The organism is Streptomyces sp. H27-D2, assembly GCF_035828615.1.
Taxonomy (GTDB): Bacteria; Actinomycetota; Actinomycetes; order Streptomycetales; family Streptomycetaceae; genus Streptomyces.
In genome coordinates this window covers 116,100-134,218 of the sequence record NZ_JAYMZR010000003.1, presented here as the reverse complement: position 1 = coordinate 134,218, position 18,119 = coordinate 116,100, and the positions used below count along the sequence as shown (strand labels likewise).

The window sequence follows — 18,119 nt, the reverse complement described above, 5'->3', positions numbered from 1 at the left end:
CTCTGTACCAATGCGATGGGTGAGGGGCGGAGTTGGGGGGTTCTCCGGTCGCGGGATTTCAGGGGTGGAATCATGCAACCGGAAGTCAGCCGTCCTGTGTCTTCAGGACGGCGGGAAGACATTGTCGCGCCTGGTTCGGTCGTGGGGGACCGGTAGGTCGGGCGTCTGATCAACGAACACGCAGCCAGCTTGCGTGCGGGGGGATGGACTCATGACGTCGACGCCGACCGGCGCACGACAGACCGCACACGACTCTTCCGCGACGACACGCCTGCGCATACCCGGCCAGCACCGGACCGGGCCGCGAAAGGGGCAGCGCACACCACTGCCGCGTTACGACTACGAGCACTACAGCAGACTCGCCGGTCCGCTCACGCAGCCCGATCCGGACAAGCCGTACAAGGTGGCCTACCGCAGCCTGCTCGCCGACGAGCCGCACCGCGTCCGGGCCGCCCTGCTGCTCGGCGCGGCCCCGCTGGTCTCGCTCGGCCTGCTCGCCTGGCTGATGCAGCCCGCGCACTGGACCCGGCGCGACAACGCCTCGGACGCGCTGCTGATCCTCGACGCGGTGATGCTGATCTCCATCGGGCTCATCGAGCTGTTCCGCACCATGAACGTGCTGTCGAACGCGCATGCGACGCTCGTCGCCCGGGACCCGATCCCGGTGGTCCCCGAGAACGGCACCAAGGTCGCCTTCCTCACCTCCTTCGTGCCCGGCAAAGAGCCGATCGAGATGGTGACCAAGACCCTTGAGGCGGCCGTCAAGCTCCGGCACCGCGGCCTGCTGCACGTATGGCTGCTGGACGAGGGCGACGACACCGAGGTCAAGCGGGTGTGCGCGCGGCTCGGGGTGCACCACTTCAGCCGCAAGGGCGTCGCGAAGTGGAACCAGCCCAAGGGCCCGCACCGCGCCAAGACCAAGCACGGCAACTACAACGCCTGGCTGGACGCGCACGGCGACGACTACGAGTACTTCGCCTCCGTCGACACCGACCACGTCCCGCTGCCCAACTACCTGGAGCGGATGCTCGGCTTCTTCCGGGACCCGGACATCGCCTTCGTCATCGGCCCGCAGGTCTACGGCAACTACGACTCGGCCGTCACCAAGGCCGCCGAGAGCCAGCAGTTCCTCTTCCACGCGCTGATCCAACGGGCCGGCAACCGCTACGGCGGCCCGATGTTCGTCGGCACCAGCAACGCCGTACGGATCACGGCGCTCAAGGGCATCGGCGGCCTGTACGACTCGATCACCGAGGACATGGCGACCGGCTTCGAGCTGCACCGGCACAGCAACCCCGCCACCGGCCGCAAATGGCAGTCCGTATACACCCCGGACGTCCTGGCGGTCGGCGAGGGGCCCACCGCCTGGACCGACTTCTTCACTCAGCAGCTGCGCTGGTCCCGCGGCACCTACGAGACGATCATCAAGCAGTTCTGGCGGGGCATCTTCACGCTGCCCATCGGCAAGCTGTTCAACTACACGCTGATGGTGATCTTCTATCCGATCAGCGCGCTCAACTGGATCCTCGCGGCCCTGAGCTGCACACTGTTCCTCGGGTTCGGCGCCTCCGGCGTGCAGATCGACCCGGCCATGTGGATGATGCTCTACGGCAACGCCACCGCGCTCCAGATCGGCCTGTACATCTGGAACCGGCGGCACAACGTCTCGCCGCACGAGCCCGAGGGCTCCGGCGGGCTGGCCGGCATGCTGATGTCCGCGCTGTCCGCGCCGATCTACGCCCGCTCGCTGTTCGACGCCGTGCTGCGGCGCAAGAGCACGTTCGTGGTGACGCCGAAGGGCGACTCGTCCAGTCCGGACACCCTCTTCGGGACGTTCCGCGTCCATCTGTTCTTCCTGCTGGTCTTCGGCGGATCGCTGGCCGCCTCGTTCTACTTCGGCCACAGCCATCCCGCGATGATCGTCTGGGCGACGCTCGCCCTGGTCATCACCGCCTCGCCGATCCTCGCCTGGTGGTGGACCACCCGCCGGGAGAAGAAGCGGCGCTCGACGGGCGGCGACGGCGCGGAGCCGCCCGCCCCGGCGCCACCGGAGCCGGCCACGCCGGCCTGGGCCGGCTCCGACCACACCATGCAGACCGCTCTTGGGGGACGTAACACATGAAGTACCGACCCAGCCGCCGCACCCGCCGCCTCGCGATCGGTGCGGCGGCGGTGCTGGTGCTGGCGGGGATGAACGGACCGGCGCTCTACCGCTTCGGCACCGAGAAATACCACGCCTACAAGATCAACCGCCCGGAGTACAAGGCGAAGAACGGCCACTGGGACCAGCTCGGCATCCCCGGCGACTACCAGATCAACACGATCCACGCCGCCCTGCTGCACACCGGCAAGGTGCTGCTCGTCGCGGGCTCGGGCAACAACGCCAAGATGTTCGACTCGAAGACCTTCCGCACGGTCCTGTGGGACCCGCAGAAGGACACGTACAAGAACATCGACACGCCCAAGGACCTGTTCTGCGCCGGGCACAGCCAACTGCCGGACGGCAAGCTGCTGGTGGCCGGCGGCACCCAGCGCTACGAGAAGCTCCAGGGCGACATCGACAAGGCCGGCGGCCTGATGATCATCCACAACGAGGACCCCGACGCGCCGAAGACCTTCCCGGCCGGCACCCTGTTCACCGGCAAGAAGAACGGCAAGACGTTCCGGTCCAAGGACCCGGTGGTCGCGCCGCGCGCCAAGAAGGTCTTCGACAAGAAGACCGGCCGGTTCCTGCGCAACGACCCCGGCCTGGGCCGGGTCTACGTGGAGGCCCGCAAGGCGGGCAAGCAATACTCCACCGGCACCGAGGACAACTACCGCGTCCAGGGCCTGAAGGGCGCGGACGCCCGCAACTTCTACGGCATGGCGCAGAAGCTGTCCTTCGACAAGAAGGACTTCCAGGGCATCAAGGACTCCTTCGAGTTCGACCCGGTGGCCGAGCGGTACATCAAGGTCGACCCGATGAACGAGGCCCGCTGGTACCCGACGCTGACCACGCTGGAGGACGGCAAGATCCTCTCGGTCTCCGGCCTCGACGAGATCGGCCAGGTCGTCCCCGGCAAGAACGAGGTCTACGACCCGAAGACCAAGACCTGGACGTACCTGCCCGACCGGCGCTTCTTCCCGACGTACCCGGCGCTCTTCCTCACCCGCGGCGGCAAGATCTTCTACTCCGGCTCCAACGCCGGATACGGCCCTGCCGACAAGGGCCGCAAGCCCGGCCTCTGGGACCTCAAGACCAATGGCTTCGACCCGATTCCCGGCATGAGCGACCCGAAGGTCCTGGAGACCTCGATGTCGGTCATGCTGCCGCCCGCGCAGGACCAGAAGTTCATGGTCATCGGCGGCGGCGGGGTCGGCGAGTCGGAGAAGTCGAGCGAGAAGACCCGGCTGGTCGACCTCACCGAGAAGGACCCGCGGTTCAAGGACGGCGCGCCGCTGTCCGAGGGCACCCGCTATCCGGGCGGCTCGATCCTGCCCGACGACTCGGTCTTCGTCTCCGGCGGCTCCGGCGACTACCGGGGCCGCGGCGGCAGCAACATCCTCAAGGCCCAGCTCTACAACGCGAAGACGAACAAGTTCCGCAAGGTCGCCGACCCCGAGGTGGGCCGCAACTACCACTCCGGCACCCTGCTGCTGCCGGACGGCCGGGTCATGATCTTCGGCTCCGACTCGCTCTACGCCGACAAGGACAACACCAAGCCCGGCGTCTTCGAGAAGCGCATCGAGATCTACACCCCGCCCTACCTCTACCGCGACTCGCGGCCGAAGCTCGAATCCGGGCCCGACCGGATCAAGCGCGGCGGCTCGGCGACGTTCACGACGAAGCACGCCTCCAGCATCAAGACCGCGCGGCTGATGCGGCCGAGCGCCGTCACCCATGTCACCGACGTCGACCAGCGGTCGGTGGCGCTGGACTTCAAGAAGACGAAGGACGGCATCACGGTCGCGATGCCCAAGGACCGCACGCTGGTCCCGGCCGGCTGGTACATGCTCTTCGTCACCGACGACCAGGGGACGCCGTCCAAGGGCGTCTGGGTCGAGGTGCCGTAGCGAGGCCGCACCGCCCCGTAACGGGCACCGCCCCGTAACGGGCACCGCCCCGTACGAATCGCCTACGGGCAGCGCAGCGCCCCCGGTCCCGAACGGACGGACCGGGGGCGCTGCGCCGTTCGCGGCCCGCCGCGCTACTTGCTGTTGCGGGCCAGCTCCAGGGCGTACTTCGGCCACCACTTGCCGGCGTCGGGGCCGCCCTTGCAGGTGCCGTCGGACTCGCCCGGCCGCTTGATCCAGAGGTAGGCGTCGACCAGCGGGTCGGCGGTCTTCGTCGTCGGCGGCTCGCCGAGGCCGCGGCCCGGCGGGTTGCACCAGGTCTTCTCGTGGTTCGCGCCGGCCAGCGGGCCCTTCCCGTTGCGGCTGGTGTCGATGACGAAGTGCTTGCCGCCGACCATCTTGGACAACCGCTTGCCGTACGCCGTGTTCGACGCGGTGGTCTGGTAGTTCGAGGTGTTGAGCACGAAGCCGTCGGCCGCCTCGATGCCCGCCCGCTTGAGCGGCTCGGCCATCCGGCCCGGATCGGTGACCCAGCTCGGGTTGCCGGCGTCCAGGTAGACCGTCGTGTTCGGCAGCGCCTTGAGCTTGTCCACCCCCTCCTTGAGCAGGGCGTAGCGCTCCTCGTGGAACTCCTCGGGCGTGCACTCGTCCACGATGTGGGTCAGCGCGTCCGGCTCCAGGATCACCGTCGCCTTCCGGTCGCCGATGCCGTTGACCGTCTCGGCGAGCCAGCCGCGGTACGCGTCACCGTCCGCGGCCCCGCCGCCGGAGTACTGGCCGCAGTCGCGGTGCGGGATGTTGTAGAGCACCAGCAGGGCGTCCCGGTCCGCCTTCTCGGCGGCCTCGGTGAAGCCGCGGGCCTGCTTCTGCGGGTCCTCCACGCCGATCCACTCCGCGACCGGCTGGGCCGCGATTCTGTCGATCAGTTCCGCCTCGTCGGGTTTCTTGTCCTTGCGGTACTCGGCGGCCTGCTTGGCCGCGTTGCCGTCCGGGTTGACCCAGTACGGCGCCTTGGACTTGGGCTGCTGTGCGGGCGCCTTGGCGTCCGGGTCGTCGTCGGACGACGCGAAGCAGCCGGACAGCGCGAGCAGCGCCGCCACTGCCGATACCGCGCAGACGACCTTGCGTTTACGGCCGGTGTGACTGCCGTACATCCACTCCCCCTTGGCTGTACTTCCGGGTGCCTCCCGCGGACTCCCGTGGGACTCCCGTGGGACTCCCGTGGGACAAGGCAGACTCCCGTGGGACAAGACCGGTCGGGCTCAATCCTGACATACCGATCCAGCGGGCCGGCTCGTTGTCGGCAAGCTGTTACAGCGGCGCCGCGGGAGTCACCCTCAGCGCCGATTCCAAGACAATGCGTCAACTACCCCTGGTCTGGGAAACGCAGAAGTTCTACAGTGGCGGCGAGGCCCCAGCCCCCGGCCCTATGCACGGTGATTCGGCTCCGGTCCCTCCTACCTCCCTCGGGTTTCCAGGACCCCTCCCGCAAGTCCTGGCGCCCGCGGTCGAGGACCGGCCCGTCCGGCGGTCCTCGGGGGAGCGGGCCGTCGGACGGGCTCGGTATACGAAGCCCGTCGAGCCCTCAAGATCCCGCTTCGGCCCGAAGACGATAAGACCCCTCCTCGGCCCGGCGTCGACCCGGCGTCGCCCCGGTCAGATACGCCGAGACGACCACGTTCGCCGAGTACGCGTGCCGCGCCCGGTCGTAGCTCCCGCCGCAGGTGATGAGCCGCAGCTCGGCCCGCCCCGGCTGCCGGGCCCCGTACACCCGCCGGGCGTCGAAGCGGTCCTCGGTGAAGACCTCGACGCTCTCGACGGTGAACTGCGCGGTGGAGTGGTCCGAACGGGAGATCCGCACCAGCTCGCCCGGCTGGACGCTGCCGAGCCGGTGGAAGACGGCCCGCTTCGTACGGGTGTCCAGATGGCCGACGAGCAGCGCCGCGCCCGGTGCGCCCGGCCGCGGGCCCTGCCGGTACCAGGCCGCGACGCCGGGGACGCCGAAGGGCGGCGGGTCCACCGCGCCGCCCCGGTCCAGACCGCGGGCCTGGACGCGGGCGCGGACGCCGATCGCGTCGATGTCGACGCGCCGCGGGATCGCGACGGCGCGGAGCGGGGCGTGCGGGGCGGGCAGCGCGTGCCGCACGGGCCGGCCGGCCGCGGCCACGTCGCCGGTGGCGGGTGCCGCGTGCCGGCTGCCGTCGGTCAGGTCGACGCCCCAGAGCCAGAAGCCGAGCAGCAGCAATGCCCAGGTCACCCCGGTGGCGAACCGTGCGGGGTACGCGGAACCGCTGTCAGACATCCTCGTCCGCCGTCAGCGCTCTGCCGCGCCGGAGCGGCGACGGCGGTGCAGGGCCAGTCCGAGCAGCGCGAGCGCCGCGCCGCCCGCCATCACCAGGCCAGCGGTCCGGGCCGTGCCCGGGGAGGCGTCACCGGCGGTCCGTTCGGACACGGCGGCGCCGCCCGGACGTTGGGACGCGGTGCCGCCGCCGCCCGCCCGTACCGGAGCGGTGGGGCTCGCCCCGGCCGCCACCGCGCCGGCCTCGTCCGCCGCGGCTTCGGCGGGGGCCGCGCCGGTTTCCGTACGGCCTGCCCCGGTTTTCGTACGGTGGGCCGCGGCCCGCCGGACGACCACGAGGGTGCCCCCGGCGACCCCTTCGACGCCGTCGCAGTCCGCGGTGACCGGGTAGCTGCCGGGTTTGAGGGCGGAGCGCACGGTCGCCTCGGCGAACAGCCCGTCGGCGTCGGGGGCGAGTCTGGCGTCGGCCACGAAGGCTTTGGAGCGTACGACGCCGGTCCGGCCGGCGGTGCCCTCGCAGCTCTCGATCCGCAGCTCCACCTCACCGCCGGCCGCGACGGTGGCCGGGCTGACGTACACGGTGGCGGCGGTGACGGGATCCTCCGCCGCGTGCGCGGGATTCACGACACCGGCGCAGGCGGCCACCGCGAGCGCGGCGGCCAAGAGTGTGGTGCGTACGGGACCCATGGTGAACCTCCTGGTACCTCAGAAGGCTCATGCCAAAGGTCCCGGCCCGCATCCGCTGCGGGCCGGGACTGCTCCGTTCGGGCGCAGATCCTGCCGGTTCGGATCCGGTCGGTTCGGATCCTGCCGGCTCGGATCCGGTCGGCTCAGATCCGGTCGGCTCAGATCCGGTCGGCTCAGATCCGGTCGGCTCAGATCCGGTCGGTTCAGATCCGGTCGACGAGGTCCGCGATCGAGTCGACGACGCGGGACGGCCGGAAGGGGTGCTTGTCGACGTCCTCGGGCCGGGTCAGGCCGGTGAGGACCAGGAAGGTCTCCATCCCGGCCTCCAGACCGGCGAGCACATCGGTGTCCATCCGGTCGCCGATCATCGCGGAGGTCTCGGAATGGGCGCCGATCGCGTTCAGGCCCGCGCGCATCATCAGCGGGTTCGGCTTGCCGACGAAGTACGGCTCGGAGCCGGTCGCCTTGGTGATCAGCGCGGCGACCGAACCGGTCGCGGGCAGCGCGCCCTCCGCCGAGGGGCCGGTCTCGTCGGGGTTCGTGGCGATGAAGCGCGCGCCGTTGTTGATCAGCCGGATGGCCTTGGTGAGCGCCTCGAAGCTATAAGTGCGCGTCTCACCGAGGACGACGTAGTCAGGCTCGGCGTCGGTGAGGATGTACCCGATGTCGTGCAGGGCGGTGGTCAGACCGGCCTCGCCGATGACATACGCCGTGCCGCCGGGCCGCTGGTCGTCCAGGAACTTCGCGGTGGCGAGCGCCGAGGTCCAGATGTTGGCGACGGGCACTTCCAGGCCCATCCGGGACAGCCGGGCGTGCAGGTCGCGCGGCGTGTACATCGAGTTGTTGGTCAGAACGAGAAACGGCTTGCCCGATTCCCGCAGCCCCTTGATGAAGGCGTCCGCGCCAGGGATCGGAATTCCCTCGTGGATCAGGACTCCGTCCATGTCGGTGAGCCACGATTCGATCGGCTTGCGCTCTGCCATTTGCGGGACTCCTGCCGTACACACCGAATACCACTTGCCACGGGTCGTGGGGACGCCGGCCGCACGCCTTCGTGCGGTGACGACGCCCCCAGCCTAGCTATCCGGCGGTGATCTTCACCCCGTCGATCACCCAGTACCAATTGTTCCCGCCCGTGTAGCGGAAGCGGACCCGCGCCTGGGCGGCCCCGGCCGGGACCTGGAGGGTGAGGCTTTCGCTCCTGGCGATGGCGTCGGCCGTGTAGGTCTTGACCGAGACGGGCGCGCCGCCGTCGTACGAGACCAGGACCTCGCCCTTCTGCGGGGCCTCCTGGCGGTAGTGGGTGCTGAAGGCGAGGGTCGCCGGACGGCCGCCGGTCACCGGGTAGGCCGGGCTGATGAGCGTGGAGTCGAAGGTTCCGGTGACGCTGCGGTCATGCCACTCGTCGCCGTCGGCCACCGCGAAAACGTTGCGGGAGCGGACGTTGGACTCGCGCTGCTGATCGCGCTCGGTCTTCGTCCAGAACTCGTCGGTGGTGAAGGACCAGCCGCGCCACTCGGTGACGCCGCCGGTACCCATCCGGGAGTTGTCGACGGACCAGCCGGCGGGCGGGGTGCGGGTGAAGCCGAGGACCGTCGAGCCGATGCCGCTCTCGTCGACGCGGGTGCCGAGCGCGCCGCGCAGGGTGTCGAAGGCGTCGGCCGAGGGGACGTTCAGCGGACGGCCGTCGAGGCCCCAGGCCGGGTCGACGGGGACGCCGAGGTGCGCGAGCGCGCTGGCCGCGATGTCGACGATCTTGACGTCGTGGCGCGTCGAACCGGCGCTGACGCCGGGCCCGTCGGCGATGACGAAGGTCTGCCGCTCCTGCCAGCTGGAGCCGCCGTGGCCGCCCGCGTCGGTGTGGCCGTGGTCGGCGGTGACCATGATCAGCCAGTCCTCCTGCCCGTAGCTCGCCCGCGCCCTGAGCGCCGCGACGATCGCTCCGGTCTGCGCGTCGACGCCGTGGATCGCGTCCAGGTACGCCTGGCTGGCGGCGCCGGAGCTGTGGCCCGCGTGGTCCACGTTGTCGAGCGCGACGAAGACCGCGTCCGGGTCGGCGTCCTTGAGTCGCGCGACGGCCCGCGCGGTGGTGCCGGTGTCGTACTCGGCCTCCGGGGTCGCGACGCGGGTGTCGACCTTGGAGGAGAAGATGGTGTTGGGGATCGGCGCCCAGGAGGCGACCGCGTACGTCGACAGCGCGGGCTTCGCCGTCTCGACGCGGGTCAGGAAGTCCGGGTAGCGGGCGTAATTAGCACCGACGAACGTATTGTCCCGCACGCCGTGCTTGTCGGGCCACACACCCGTGATGATCGTGGACCAGCCGGGCCCCGAGGACGTCTCGGCCATCGGCTTCGCGTAGAGGCTGCTCGCCGCGGTGAGGCCGCCGGCCATCAGCGCCTTGAGGTGCGGGGCGTCCGCGTCCTTGATCCGGTTCAGCAGCGCGCCGTCGAGCCCTATGACCAGCACTTTGGGCACCTTGGCCGCCGCCGCGGCGGCGACGGAAACGAGGGGTCCTGCGGCGAGGACCGCCGTCGCGGCGCCGATGAGCAGCGTGCGTCTGGATACGCCCGTGGTCACACCTGCGGTTACACCTGAAGGCACGTCATTCTCCATCGTGGGAGTCGGTGGAAACCTGTCGGTCGGGCAGCCCCAACGCCTCCTGAAATTACGGGCGTTGGGACTAGACCCGTTACCTTTCCGCTACTGATCACGGATTACCAGGGCCCGGCGGTGAACGATCGCCGACCGGGCGGCGACGTAACGGCTGCCGGGGCGGAGGGGGTTGGGCCGTTGGGGCGCCGGCTGCCGGGCGGCGGCTTGTCAGCTGCCGGTCGCTGTCTTCCAGGAGTCGACGTACATGTCGAGGTTCTCGTCGATGTCCTTCCAGTCCGGCTCGAAGATCTCGACGCCCTTCATCAGCGCGGCGAGCGCGGTCGCGTTGGCGTCGGTCGCCTTGACATCCGTACGGGCCGAGAAGCCGCCGCCCACCTCGCTGACCTGGCGCTGCGCGGCCTCGCCGAGCATGAAGTCGAGCAGCTTCCTGCCGTTCGCGCTGTGCGGGGCCTTGGTGACCAGGCCGGCGGCGTACGGCAGCGCGAAGCTGGTCGGCCTGCCGCCCGCCTTCGCCGGGAACCAGAGGCCCAGGTTCGGCATGGACTTGGACTGCGCGAAGTTCATCTGCACATCGCCGTTGGCGGCCAGGATCTCGCCCTTGTCGACCTTCGGCGCGAGCTTGCTGGTCGAGGAGGACGGGCCGACGTTGTTGTTCTGGAGCTTCTGCAGATACGACATCGCCGGCTCCTTGCCGCCGAAGTCGTGCATCGCCTTGATGACGACGGCGGTGCCGTCGCCCGCGACGCCCGGCGTGGAGTACTGGATCTTGTCCTTGTACTTGCCGCCGAGCAGCTCGTCCCACGTGGTGGGCGCGGACTTGAGCTCCTTCTTGTTGTAGACGAAGCCGAAGTAGTTGTTGACCACGGAGGTCCACTTGCCGTCCGCGTCCTTGTCGGCCGCAGCGACCTTCTCCGCGCCCTGGGGCTCGTACGACTGCAACAGGCCCTTGCCGTCGGCCTGCTGGATGAACGGCGGCAGCGTGACCAGGACGTCGGCCTGGGTGTTCGACTTCTCGCGGACGGCGCGCTGCACCATCTCTCCGGAGCCGCCCTCGACGTACTTCACCTTGATGCCGGTCTTCTTCTGGAAGTCCTGGAACAGCCGGTCGTACCAGCCGTCCCCCTTCTCGCCCTTGAGGCCGTCGGCGCTGTATACGGTGACGACCTTCTCGTCACTGGCGGCGGATTCGCCGCCGCAGGCGGTGAGGGAACCGGCGAGGACGAGGCTGCCCGCGACGGCGGCGATCGGCTTGAGGTAGCTGGCCATGGCGTGTCGTATCTCCTTGCAGAGGACGGGAGGTTCTGGCGGGCGGGCTTCAGCGGTAGGACGCCTTGGTGCGGATGCGGGACACCCCGAGCAGGACCAGCAGCGTCGTGCCCATCAGCACGACCGCGACGGCGGAGCCGGTGAACAGCGAGCCCCGGTCGGTGGCCGTGAAGATCTGCACCGGCAGCGGCATCCAGTCCGGCGGGTAGAGCATCATCGTGGCGCTCAGCTCGCCCATGGACAGGGCGAAGCAGAGCCCGGCCGCCGCGTTCAGCGACGGGAGCAGCAGCGGCAGCCTGACCCGCCACAGGACGTACGCGGGGCGGGCGCCGAGGCTGGCCGCCGCCTGCTCGTACATCGGGTCGAGGCGGGTGATCGCCGCCGACACCGACTGGTAGGCGAACGCCGTGATGAGCACGGTGTGCGCGACGATCACGATCCACCGGGTGCCGTTGAGCAGCATCGGCGGCTTGCTGAACGCGACCAGCACGGCCAGCCCGACGACCACCGAGGGCACCGCGACGGGCAGCATGAACAGCGCGTCGAGCACCTGGCGGCCCCGCTTGCGCAGCGCTGCCGCCGCGAGCGCCGCCCAGGAGCCGACGACCAGCGCGAGGACGCTCGCGGTGACGGCGGTGACCAGGCTGGTGGTCAGGGCTTGCAGTGACTCGCCCCGGACAGCGGAACTGTAATGCCCGGCGGTCGGCCCCGAGGGGAACGCTCCGCTCCAGTTCGTCGCGAAGGACGCGGCCAGGATCACCAGCAGCGGCAGCGCGAACAGCGGCAGGAAGAGGGCGAAGAAGACGACCCAGGTCGCCCAGCGGCCCTTGCGGCTATGCACCAGCAAGGCGGCCTCCCGAGGTCGTGCGGGCGACGATGAGCCGGTAGAGCCCGAACAGCCCTACCGAGATGGCGATGTTGACGACCGCGACGACGCAGGCCGCCGGGTAGTCGGATTCGAGGATGGCCTTGCCGTAGACGAGCATCGGCAGTGTGGTGACGCCCTTGGCGCCGGTGAACAGCACGATCCCGAACTCGTTGAGGCACATGACCAGCACCAGGCTGCCGCCGGCCGCGAGTGCGGGCAGCGCCTCCGGCAGGATCACTCGCCGGACGATCCGCGCGGGTTTGGCCCCCAGCGACGACGCCACTTCGAGCTGCGCGGTGTCGATCTGTGAGAAGGCCGCGAGCAGTGGCCGCATCACGAACGGGGTGAAGTACGTGATCTCGGCGAGCAGCACGCCCCACGGGGTGCTGAGGAAGTGGAACGGCCCTTCCGCGGCCCCGGTGGCGTCCGTCCAGACGCCGTTGGCCATCCCGACCGTGCCGTAGACGAACAGCAGCGCGAGGGTGATCAGGAAGGACGGGAAGGACAGGAACACATCGATGAACTTGGCGACGGCCTTCCCGCCGGGGAACGGCACGAACGCGATGACCAGCGCCAGCGCGAACCCGAGCACGAGGCAGCCGACCGTCGCGCCGACCGCCAGCCATACGGTCGTCAGCAGCGCCTCGCGGAACGCCTCGGAGGCGAAGACCTCGGAGTACGGCGCGAGCGAGGTGCCGCCCTCGTCGGGTGTCACGGACTGCTGCACGACGAGCGCGAGCGGATAGAGGAAGAACAGCCCGAGCACGGCGATGGGGGGCAGCGCCCAGACCCAGCGGGGGACGGATCGGGTGGGGCGGGTGCGTCGGGTGGTGGCTGGGGCGGCGGGGCGCGGGGGCTCCGGGGCGGCTGCCGGCGCGGCGGGGGCCGCCGCGAGGTCGGTGACGGCGGCTCCGGGGCCGCTCGGCGCGGGGGCGCGCCCGGGGGCGCTACCCATGGGCCGCACTCCCCTTGGTCACTACCGCAGCCGCAGTGCTCCCGGCGGCTGCGGCGGTCTCCGCGCCCCCGGCGCACGCGGGCGCGTCGGAGTGAGCGCGCGCCGGGGGCGTATCCCCGCCCGCCCCCGCCGGCAGCAACACCGCGTCCTCCGGCGCGAAGTGCAGCGCCACCTCGTCGCCGAGCGCCGGCGTCTCGCGCAGTTCCCGCAGGTCGGCCTTGAGGCGGTGGCCCGCGACGTCGACGAACAGGCGGTGCGTGGAGCCGCGCCACTGCACTTCGGCGACGCTGCCGCGCAGCGTGTTCGGGCCTTCGCCGAGGCCGACCAGGTGCGGGCGTACGCACAGGGTCGCGCTCGCCCCCTTCGCGGCCTCGCCGGTCGCCAGCGACAGCTCCGTACCGGCGAACGTGACGCCGTTGTCCCCGACGGTCACCGGCAGCAGGTTCGCGTTGCCGACGAACGAGGCGGTGAACTCGGTGCTCGGGCGGCGGTAGAGGTCCTGCGGGGTGCCGCAGTCCTGGAGGCGCGCCTTGTCCATGACCGCGATCCGGTCGGCGAGGGTGAGCGCCTCCACCTGGTCGTGGGTGACGTACAGAATGGACACATCCGGCAACTCACGGTGCAGCCGGGCGAGTTCGGCCAGCATGCCGGAGCGGAGCTGCGCGTCGAGCGCGGACAGCGGCTCGTCGAGCAGCAGCACGCCGGGCCGGGTGGCGAGCGCCCGCGCGATGGCGACGCGCTGCTGCTGCCCGCCGGACAGCTCGCGCGGATAGCGCCGGGCGTACGCGGCCATGCCGGTCATCTCCAGCGCCTCCGCGACCCGCCCCGCGATCTCGCCGCGCGGCGCCTTCCGCGCCTTGAGGCCGAACGCGACGTTGTCCGCGACCCGCATATGCGGGAAGAGCGCGTACTGCTGGACGACCATCCCGATGCCGCGCCGGTGCGGCGGCAGCCCCGTCATGTCACGGCCGCCGATCAGCACCCGCCCGGAGACCGGCTGCACGAATCCGGCGACCGCTCGCAGCGCGGTGGTCTTGCCGGAGCCGGACGGACCGAGCAGCGCCATCACCTCGCCGGGTTCGACGGTCAGGTCGAGGCCGTCGAGGACGACGTTCTTGCCGTAGGCGACCGAGACCCGGTCGAAGCGGATGCCGCTCGCGGGGCCGGCCGCCGGGGCCGGGGCGCGGCCCGCAGCGGCGGCCTGTGTGCCCGTGCCCGTGCCTGTGTCTGTGCCCGTGTCCGGCCGGGCTGCCGGAGCCCCCGAGGCCATGGTGGCCACGGCGGCGGCGCGCCCGGTCACCGCCCGGCCTCCGCAGCCGTAGCCGGAGCCGGAGCGGGAGCGGGAGCGGAGTCGGGAGCGGACGCGCCCGGCCGCTCCAACCGCCCGAGCAGATCCGGCAGTCCGGCGATCGAGCCGAGAATCTGGGTGGCGCCGGCCTCGCCGAGCGCGACCGCGTCGTGCGCCCCGGTGAGCACGCCCGCCACCACCGCCGCGCCCGCCCTGCGGCCCGACAGCATGTCGTACGAGGTGTCGCCCGCCACGGCGATCTCCTGGACGCCGTCCGCCGCGCCGGTGCGCAGCAGCGCGCCGAGCACCATGTCCGGGTAGGGGCGTCCGCGCCCGCCGACGTCGGCGGGGCACAGGGTCAGCTCGACCAGGTCCCGCCAGCCGAGCGCCGCGAGGATCGCGTCCTGCGTCGTACGGGCGAACCCGGTGCTCAGGACGACGGTGCGGCCCTCGCCGCGCAGCCGCTCGATCGCTTCGCGGGCGCCGGGGATCGGCGCGCAGCGCCCGGCGTCGACCAGTTCGGCGTACGCGGCCTCGAAGGCGGTGTTGCCGCGCTGCGCCGCGTCCTCGTCGCCGAACAGGTGCCGGAAGACGGAGATCTTGGACTCGCCCATGGTGGCGCGTACGTAGTCCAGTTTCGCGGCGTGGTCGGCGGAGCCCGGTTCGACGCCGAGCCGCTGGGCGGCGGCGCCGAATGCCTGCTCGACGAGGCCGCCGTCGGCGACCGTGGTGCCCGCCATGTCGAGTACGACCAGCTTGATCCGGTTCATCGCGGTGTCGGTCATCTTCGCTACCAGCCCAACTCGTCGGCGGTCGTCTCGGCTATCGCCGGGGAACAGGTCATGCCACGGCCACCGGGCCCGGTGACCAGCCAGGTCCGGTCCCTGACCTGCTGGCGGTGCACGACGCGGGCGGTGTCGGTGCACTGCGCGTACACCCCGGCCCAGCGGCGGCGGATCCTCGGCATCGGGCGGCCGAGCAGCTTGCCGACGACGCCGGCCAGGTGCTCGTACGGGTCCTCGTCGACGTCGAAGTTGAAGGGGTGCTCGTACTCGTGCGTGTCGCCGATGGTCAGGCCGCCGTCCCGGCGCTGGACCATCAGGAGTTGCATCTTGTGCTCGGCGGCGACCGGCGGCTGCGGCCGGCCGGCGGCCAGCGCGTCGAGGGACTCACCCGCGTAGGCCGGGTAGTAGCGGAAGCTGTCCGGGTCGGCGACCGAGGTGGTCAGCTCCTCGCCGAGCGGTTCGGTCTGCATCATCTGCAGCCGGACCCGGCGGACCGGCAGTTCGGGGGCCAGCTCGCGGACCAGGCCCCCGAGCCAGGCGCCCGTGCAGAGCACGACGGCGTCGCCGGAGTGCAGGTCGCCGTGGTCGTCGCGGACCGCGTTGTCCCCCACGACCTCCCGGACCTCACGGCCGCTGAGGAAGGTGTACCGGCCGGATTCCAGCAGCTTGGCCTTGAGCGCGCGCTGGGCGGTGCGCGGCTCGACGGCGGCGTCCCGCTCGCACCACAGGGCGCCGAGCAGTTCGCCGCGCAGGGCCGGGTTGACCTCGCGCGCCTCGGCGGCGCCGAGCAGTTCGTAGCCGCGAGCCGAGGCGTCCGGGCGCGCCAGGGCGCCTTCGGCGACGGCGAGTTCGGCCTCATTGGTGACGACGGTCAGCGACCCGTTCGGCCGGAAGCCGAGGTCGGGCACCTGAGCGCCGATGTCCTCCCAGAGTTCCCGGGCGCGCAGCGCGGTCTCCAGTTCCTCACCGCCCGCACGACCGCTGACCCAGACCAGGCCGAAGTTCCGGAGCGAGGCGCCGCGTGCTTCCGCTTCGCGCTCGATGTGCACGACCTCGTGGCCGCGTTCCACTGCTTGCCAGGCGTGCATGGTTCCCACCACGCCGGCTCCAACGACTATGACTCTCACGCCTGGAACGGTCCTTGGGCCGGGTGTCCCGAATGGATCCGCCGGGCAACGCGACGGTGAACAGGCCCCCAAGCCTGGACTAGACCCGTTATCTTTTCGTTACCAATATCCGTTGCTCAAGAGTCTCCGGGAGAGCGTTTCAGCCCGAGTCGTCAGCATTTTCAGCGGTGTCGGCGGAGCCGGCGGCGGCAGTGCGGGGCGTCCCGGCCAAGTGGGCCGTAAAGCTGAACCGGTCCCCCCGGTACAGCGACCGCACCCGCTCCAGCGGGCGGCCCTTCGAGTCCCGCGACACCCGGTGGATGAGCAGCATCGGCAGCGCCGGCGGGGTGCCGATCAGCAGCGCCTCGCGCGGGGTCGCGAGCACCGTCTCCAGGCGCTCGTCCGCGTCGCCGAAGCCGATGCCCAGCCGGTCGAGAAGATAGCCGTAGAAGGACGAGTCCGGCTCGAAATCGGTGTCCAGCCGCGGCACCCGCTCCACGGCGACATAGGTGCTCTCCAGGCCGACCCGTTCGTCGTCCGCGAGCAGCACCCGCTCCAAGTGCCATACCGGCTCGCCCCGGCGCAGCCCGATCTCGGCGGCCAGCGCCTCGGGAGCGGGGAAGCGGTCGAGGCTGATGAGCGTACGGCCGGGGCGGCGGCCCTGCCTGCGGACGCCCTCGGTGTAACTCGCGAGGGACAGCGGCTGTTCCAGCTTCGCCCCCGCGACCACCGTGCCACGCCCCATCCGGCGCAGCCGCCCCTCCAGCAGCAGATCGCGCAGCGCCTGCCGTACCGTCTCGCGCGAGACCTCGTAGCGGACCGCGAGGTCGCGCTCGGTCGGCAGCAGACCGCCCTCACCCAACTCGTCTATGAGCAAAGCGACTTGGGTCTTCACCGCGTAGTACTTGGGAACCCGGCCGTGCTCGGGGATGCCGGATCGGATCGGGGCGCCAGGGGCCTGGTCGTTCGGGTAGTCCACGCAGGGATGTTCGCACGGGCCGGGCGGACGGGGCTGCGGCCGACCCGGCGCGGGGGCGTCGGAAACGTTACGGGCGAGGGAGACGCCGCGGGAGCCGGAGGCGCTACGGGCGGCGAAGGCTCCGGAGGCGGCGGCCCGCGATCACCAGGGCGGCGCCGGCGAGCAGCGAGCCGCCAGCCGCCGCTCCGAGCCGGGCGAGAGCCTCGCGAGCCTCGCGGCCGGTGGCAGCCAGCATCGGCGGCTCGGCTGCCCCGCCGTCCCTGCCCGAGGCCGAGGCCGAGGGTGAGTGCGAGTGCGAGGAGGAGGGTGAGTGCGAGGAGGAGGGTGAGTGCGAGGAGGAGGGTGAGTGCGAGGAGGAGGAGTGTGAGGAGGGGGAGTGTGAGGGTGAGCTCGAATCGGTGACGGCGAAACGGTAGTCCCCGGACTGGCCCACCCAGTCGCCGTCGTCCTCGCGCCGCTGGACGGTGGTGACCTTGGCGGTGACCCGGCCGCGCGGCGCGCTCTGTGCGAAGCGCATCCGCAGCTTCACGGTGACGGTGCCGCGCGGCGGGACCTCGAAGCCCTTGAAGTCACCGTCGAGGACGCCCACGTTCTCCTGATGGTCGGTCGTCTCGAACGGGACGGCTCGCCAGGAACGGGCCTGCGGATCGTAGAACTCCAGCCGGATGTCACGCGGTCGGAGCCGGCCGTGCTCGTCGATGAGCAGGGTGACGGGATGCATCGCGCGGCAGCCGGCACCGGTGGTGTTGCGCAGGTCGAGGGACCAGCCGCGCCAGTCGCCGCCCGCCGGATACGTACGGGGGCCGCCGTGAATCCGGGAGCCGATCGGGAAGTCCGTGCTGCCGGAGGCGGCCCCGCAGACCGGGCCGGGCCCGCGCTCGTGGGCCAAGGCAGTCGACGCCGCCGAGGGAACGGACGCCGATGCCGACGCCGGGGACGGGCAGCCGATGACCGCCGCTCCCGCACCGAGCAGGATCATGGCCGCTGTCGCCGCCGCCACGGACCCGCCTGCGGGCATGGACATGGACATGAACAGACGCATGAAGACCCTTCGCTGTGATATCCCGAGTGCTCCCAAGTGCTCCGGAACATCGCATGCGGGGCCGCCAAGCCCGGCATAGCATCACCGGCGGTTCGTATGTTGATCACAAATCCCGCCCGAACGGCCTACGCTCCGGCAGCCGCCCGCACGGCTGCTCCCCCGGCGGCCTCACATCCGT

General features: G+C 71.0%; 15 protein-coding genes. 2 read left to right on the top strand and 13 right to left on the bottom strand.

What is annotated here, in order from left to right; genetic code table 11:
* The first annotated feature begins 211 nt into the window (after positions 1–211).
* Both QMK28_RS02310 and QMK28_RS02305 read left to right on the top strand, forming a co-directional pair.
* Positions 212–2,122: a glycosyltransferase family 2 protein gene (locus QMK28_RS02310; protein WP_326435248.1), complete on the top strand. Its 1,911-nt coding sequence runs from the start codon at positions 212–214 to the stop codon at positions 2,120–2,122.
* On the top strand, positions 2,119–4,053 hold the full coding sequence (locus QMK28_RS02305) for a galactose oxidase-like domain-containing protein (RefSeq protein WP_326435247.1): 1,935 nt from the start codon (positions 2,119–2,121) through the stop codon (positions 4,051–4,053). The genes QMK28_RS02310 and QMK28_RS02305 overlap by 4 nt, the downstream gene beginning before the upstream one ends.
* Positions 4,054–4,187: 134 nt before the next feature.
* On the opposite strand, the gene QMK28_RS02300 is transcribed toward QMK28_RS02305, so the two are convergent.
* From QMK28_RS02300 to QMK28_RS02240, 13 genes are all read right to left on the bottom strand, one after another.
* A complete protein-coding gene (locus QMK28_RS02300; protein WP_326435246.1) occupies positions 4,188–5,207 on the bottom strand; it encodes a glycoside hydrolase family 6 protein in 1,020 nt (339 codons plus the stop codon).
* Positions 5,208–5,638: 431 nt separating this feature from the next.
* Positions 5,639–6,355, bottom strand: a complete 717-nt coding sequence (locus tag QMK28_RS02295) for a class F sortase (protein ID WP_326435245.1) — start codon at positions 6,353–6,355, stop codon at positions 5,639–5,641.
* Positions 6,356–6,367: 12 nt separating this feature from the next.
* Entirely contained in the window at positions 6,368–7,039 is a 672-nt protein-coding gene (locus QMK28_RS02290) for a hypothetical protein (protein WP_326435244.1), read from the bottom strand.
* A 203-nt stretch (positions 7,040–7,242) separates the two neighbouring features.
* Positions 7,243–8,022: an HAD-IIA family hydrolase gene (locus QMK28_RS02285; RefSeq protein ID WP_326435243.1), complete on the bottom strand. Its 780-nt coding sequence runs from the start codon at positions 8,020–8,022 to the stop codon at positions 7,243–7,245.
* A 97-nt stretch (positions 8,023–8,119) separates the two neighbouring features.
* Positions 8,120–9,616, bottom strand: a complete 1,497-nt coding sequence (locus QMK28_RS02280) for an alkaline phosphatase family protein (RefSeq protein WP_326435242.1) — start codon at positions 9,614–9,616, stop codon at positions 8,120–8,122.
* 243 nt (positions 9,617–9,859) lie between these two features.
* Positions 9,860–10,918, bottom strand: a complete 1,059-nt coding sequence (locus tag QMK28_RS02275; protein WP_326435241.1) for a 2-aminoethylphosphonate ABC transporter substrate-binding protein — start codon at positions 10,916–10,918, stop codon at positions 9,860–9,862.
* Positions 10,919–10,967: 49 nt separating this feature from the next.
* On the bottom strand, positions 10,968–11,765 hold the full coding sequence (locus QMK28_RS02270) for an ABC transporter permease (protein WP_326435240.1): 798 nt from the start codon (positions 11,763–11,765) through the stop codon (positions 10,968–10,970).
* Entirely contained in the window at positions 11,752–12,741 is a 990-nt protein-coding gene (locus QMK28_RS02265) for a 2-aminoethylphosphonate ABC transporter permease subunit (protein WP_326435239.1), read from the bottom strand. Before QMK28_RS02265 ends, QMK28_RS02270 begins: the two co-directional genes overlap by 14 nt.
* Positions 12,734–14,041: an ABC transporter ATP-binding protein gene (locus QMK28_RS02260; protein WP_326435238.1), complete on the bottom strand. Its 1,308-nt coding sequence runs from the start codon at positions 14,039–14,041 to the stop codon at positions 12,734–12,736. Before QMK28_RS02260 ends, QMK28_RS02265 begins: the two co-directional genes overlap by 8 nt.
* The gene (locus QMK28_RS02255) at positions 14,038–14,814 is read right to left on the bottom strand and encodes a phosphonatase-like hydrolase (RefSeq protein WP_326435237.1); all 777 of its coding nucleotides are present in this window, start codon (positions 14,812–14,814) and stop codon (positions 14,038–14,040) included. The genes QMK28_RS02260 and QMK28_RS02255 overlap by 4 nt, the downstream gene beginning before the upstream one ends.
* Positions 14,815–14,819: 5 nt before the next feature.
* Positions 14,820–15,941: a TIGR03364 family FAD-dependent oxidoreductase gene (locus QMK28_RS02250; protein ID WP_326435236.1), complete on the bottom strand. Its 1,122-nt coding sequence runs from the start codon at positions 15,939–15,941 to the stop codon at positions 14,820–14,822.
* Positions 15,942–16,080: 139 nt separating this feature from the next.
* Entirely contained in the window at positions 16,081–16,899 is an 819-nt protein-coding gene (locus QMK28_RS02245; RefSeq protein ID WP_326435235.1) for a GntR family transcriptional regulator, read from the bottom strand.
* Positions 16,900–17,002: 103 nt separating this feature from the next.
* Positions 17,003–17,923: a hypothetical protein gene (locus QMK28_RS02240; RefSeq protein WP_326435234.1), complete on the bottom strand. Its 921-nt coding sequence runs from the start codon at positions 17,921–17,923 to the stop codon at positions 17,003–17,005.
* Positions 17,924–18,119: the final 196 nt, after the last annotated feature.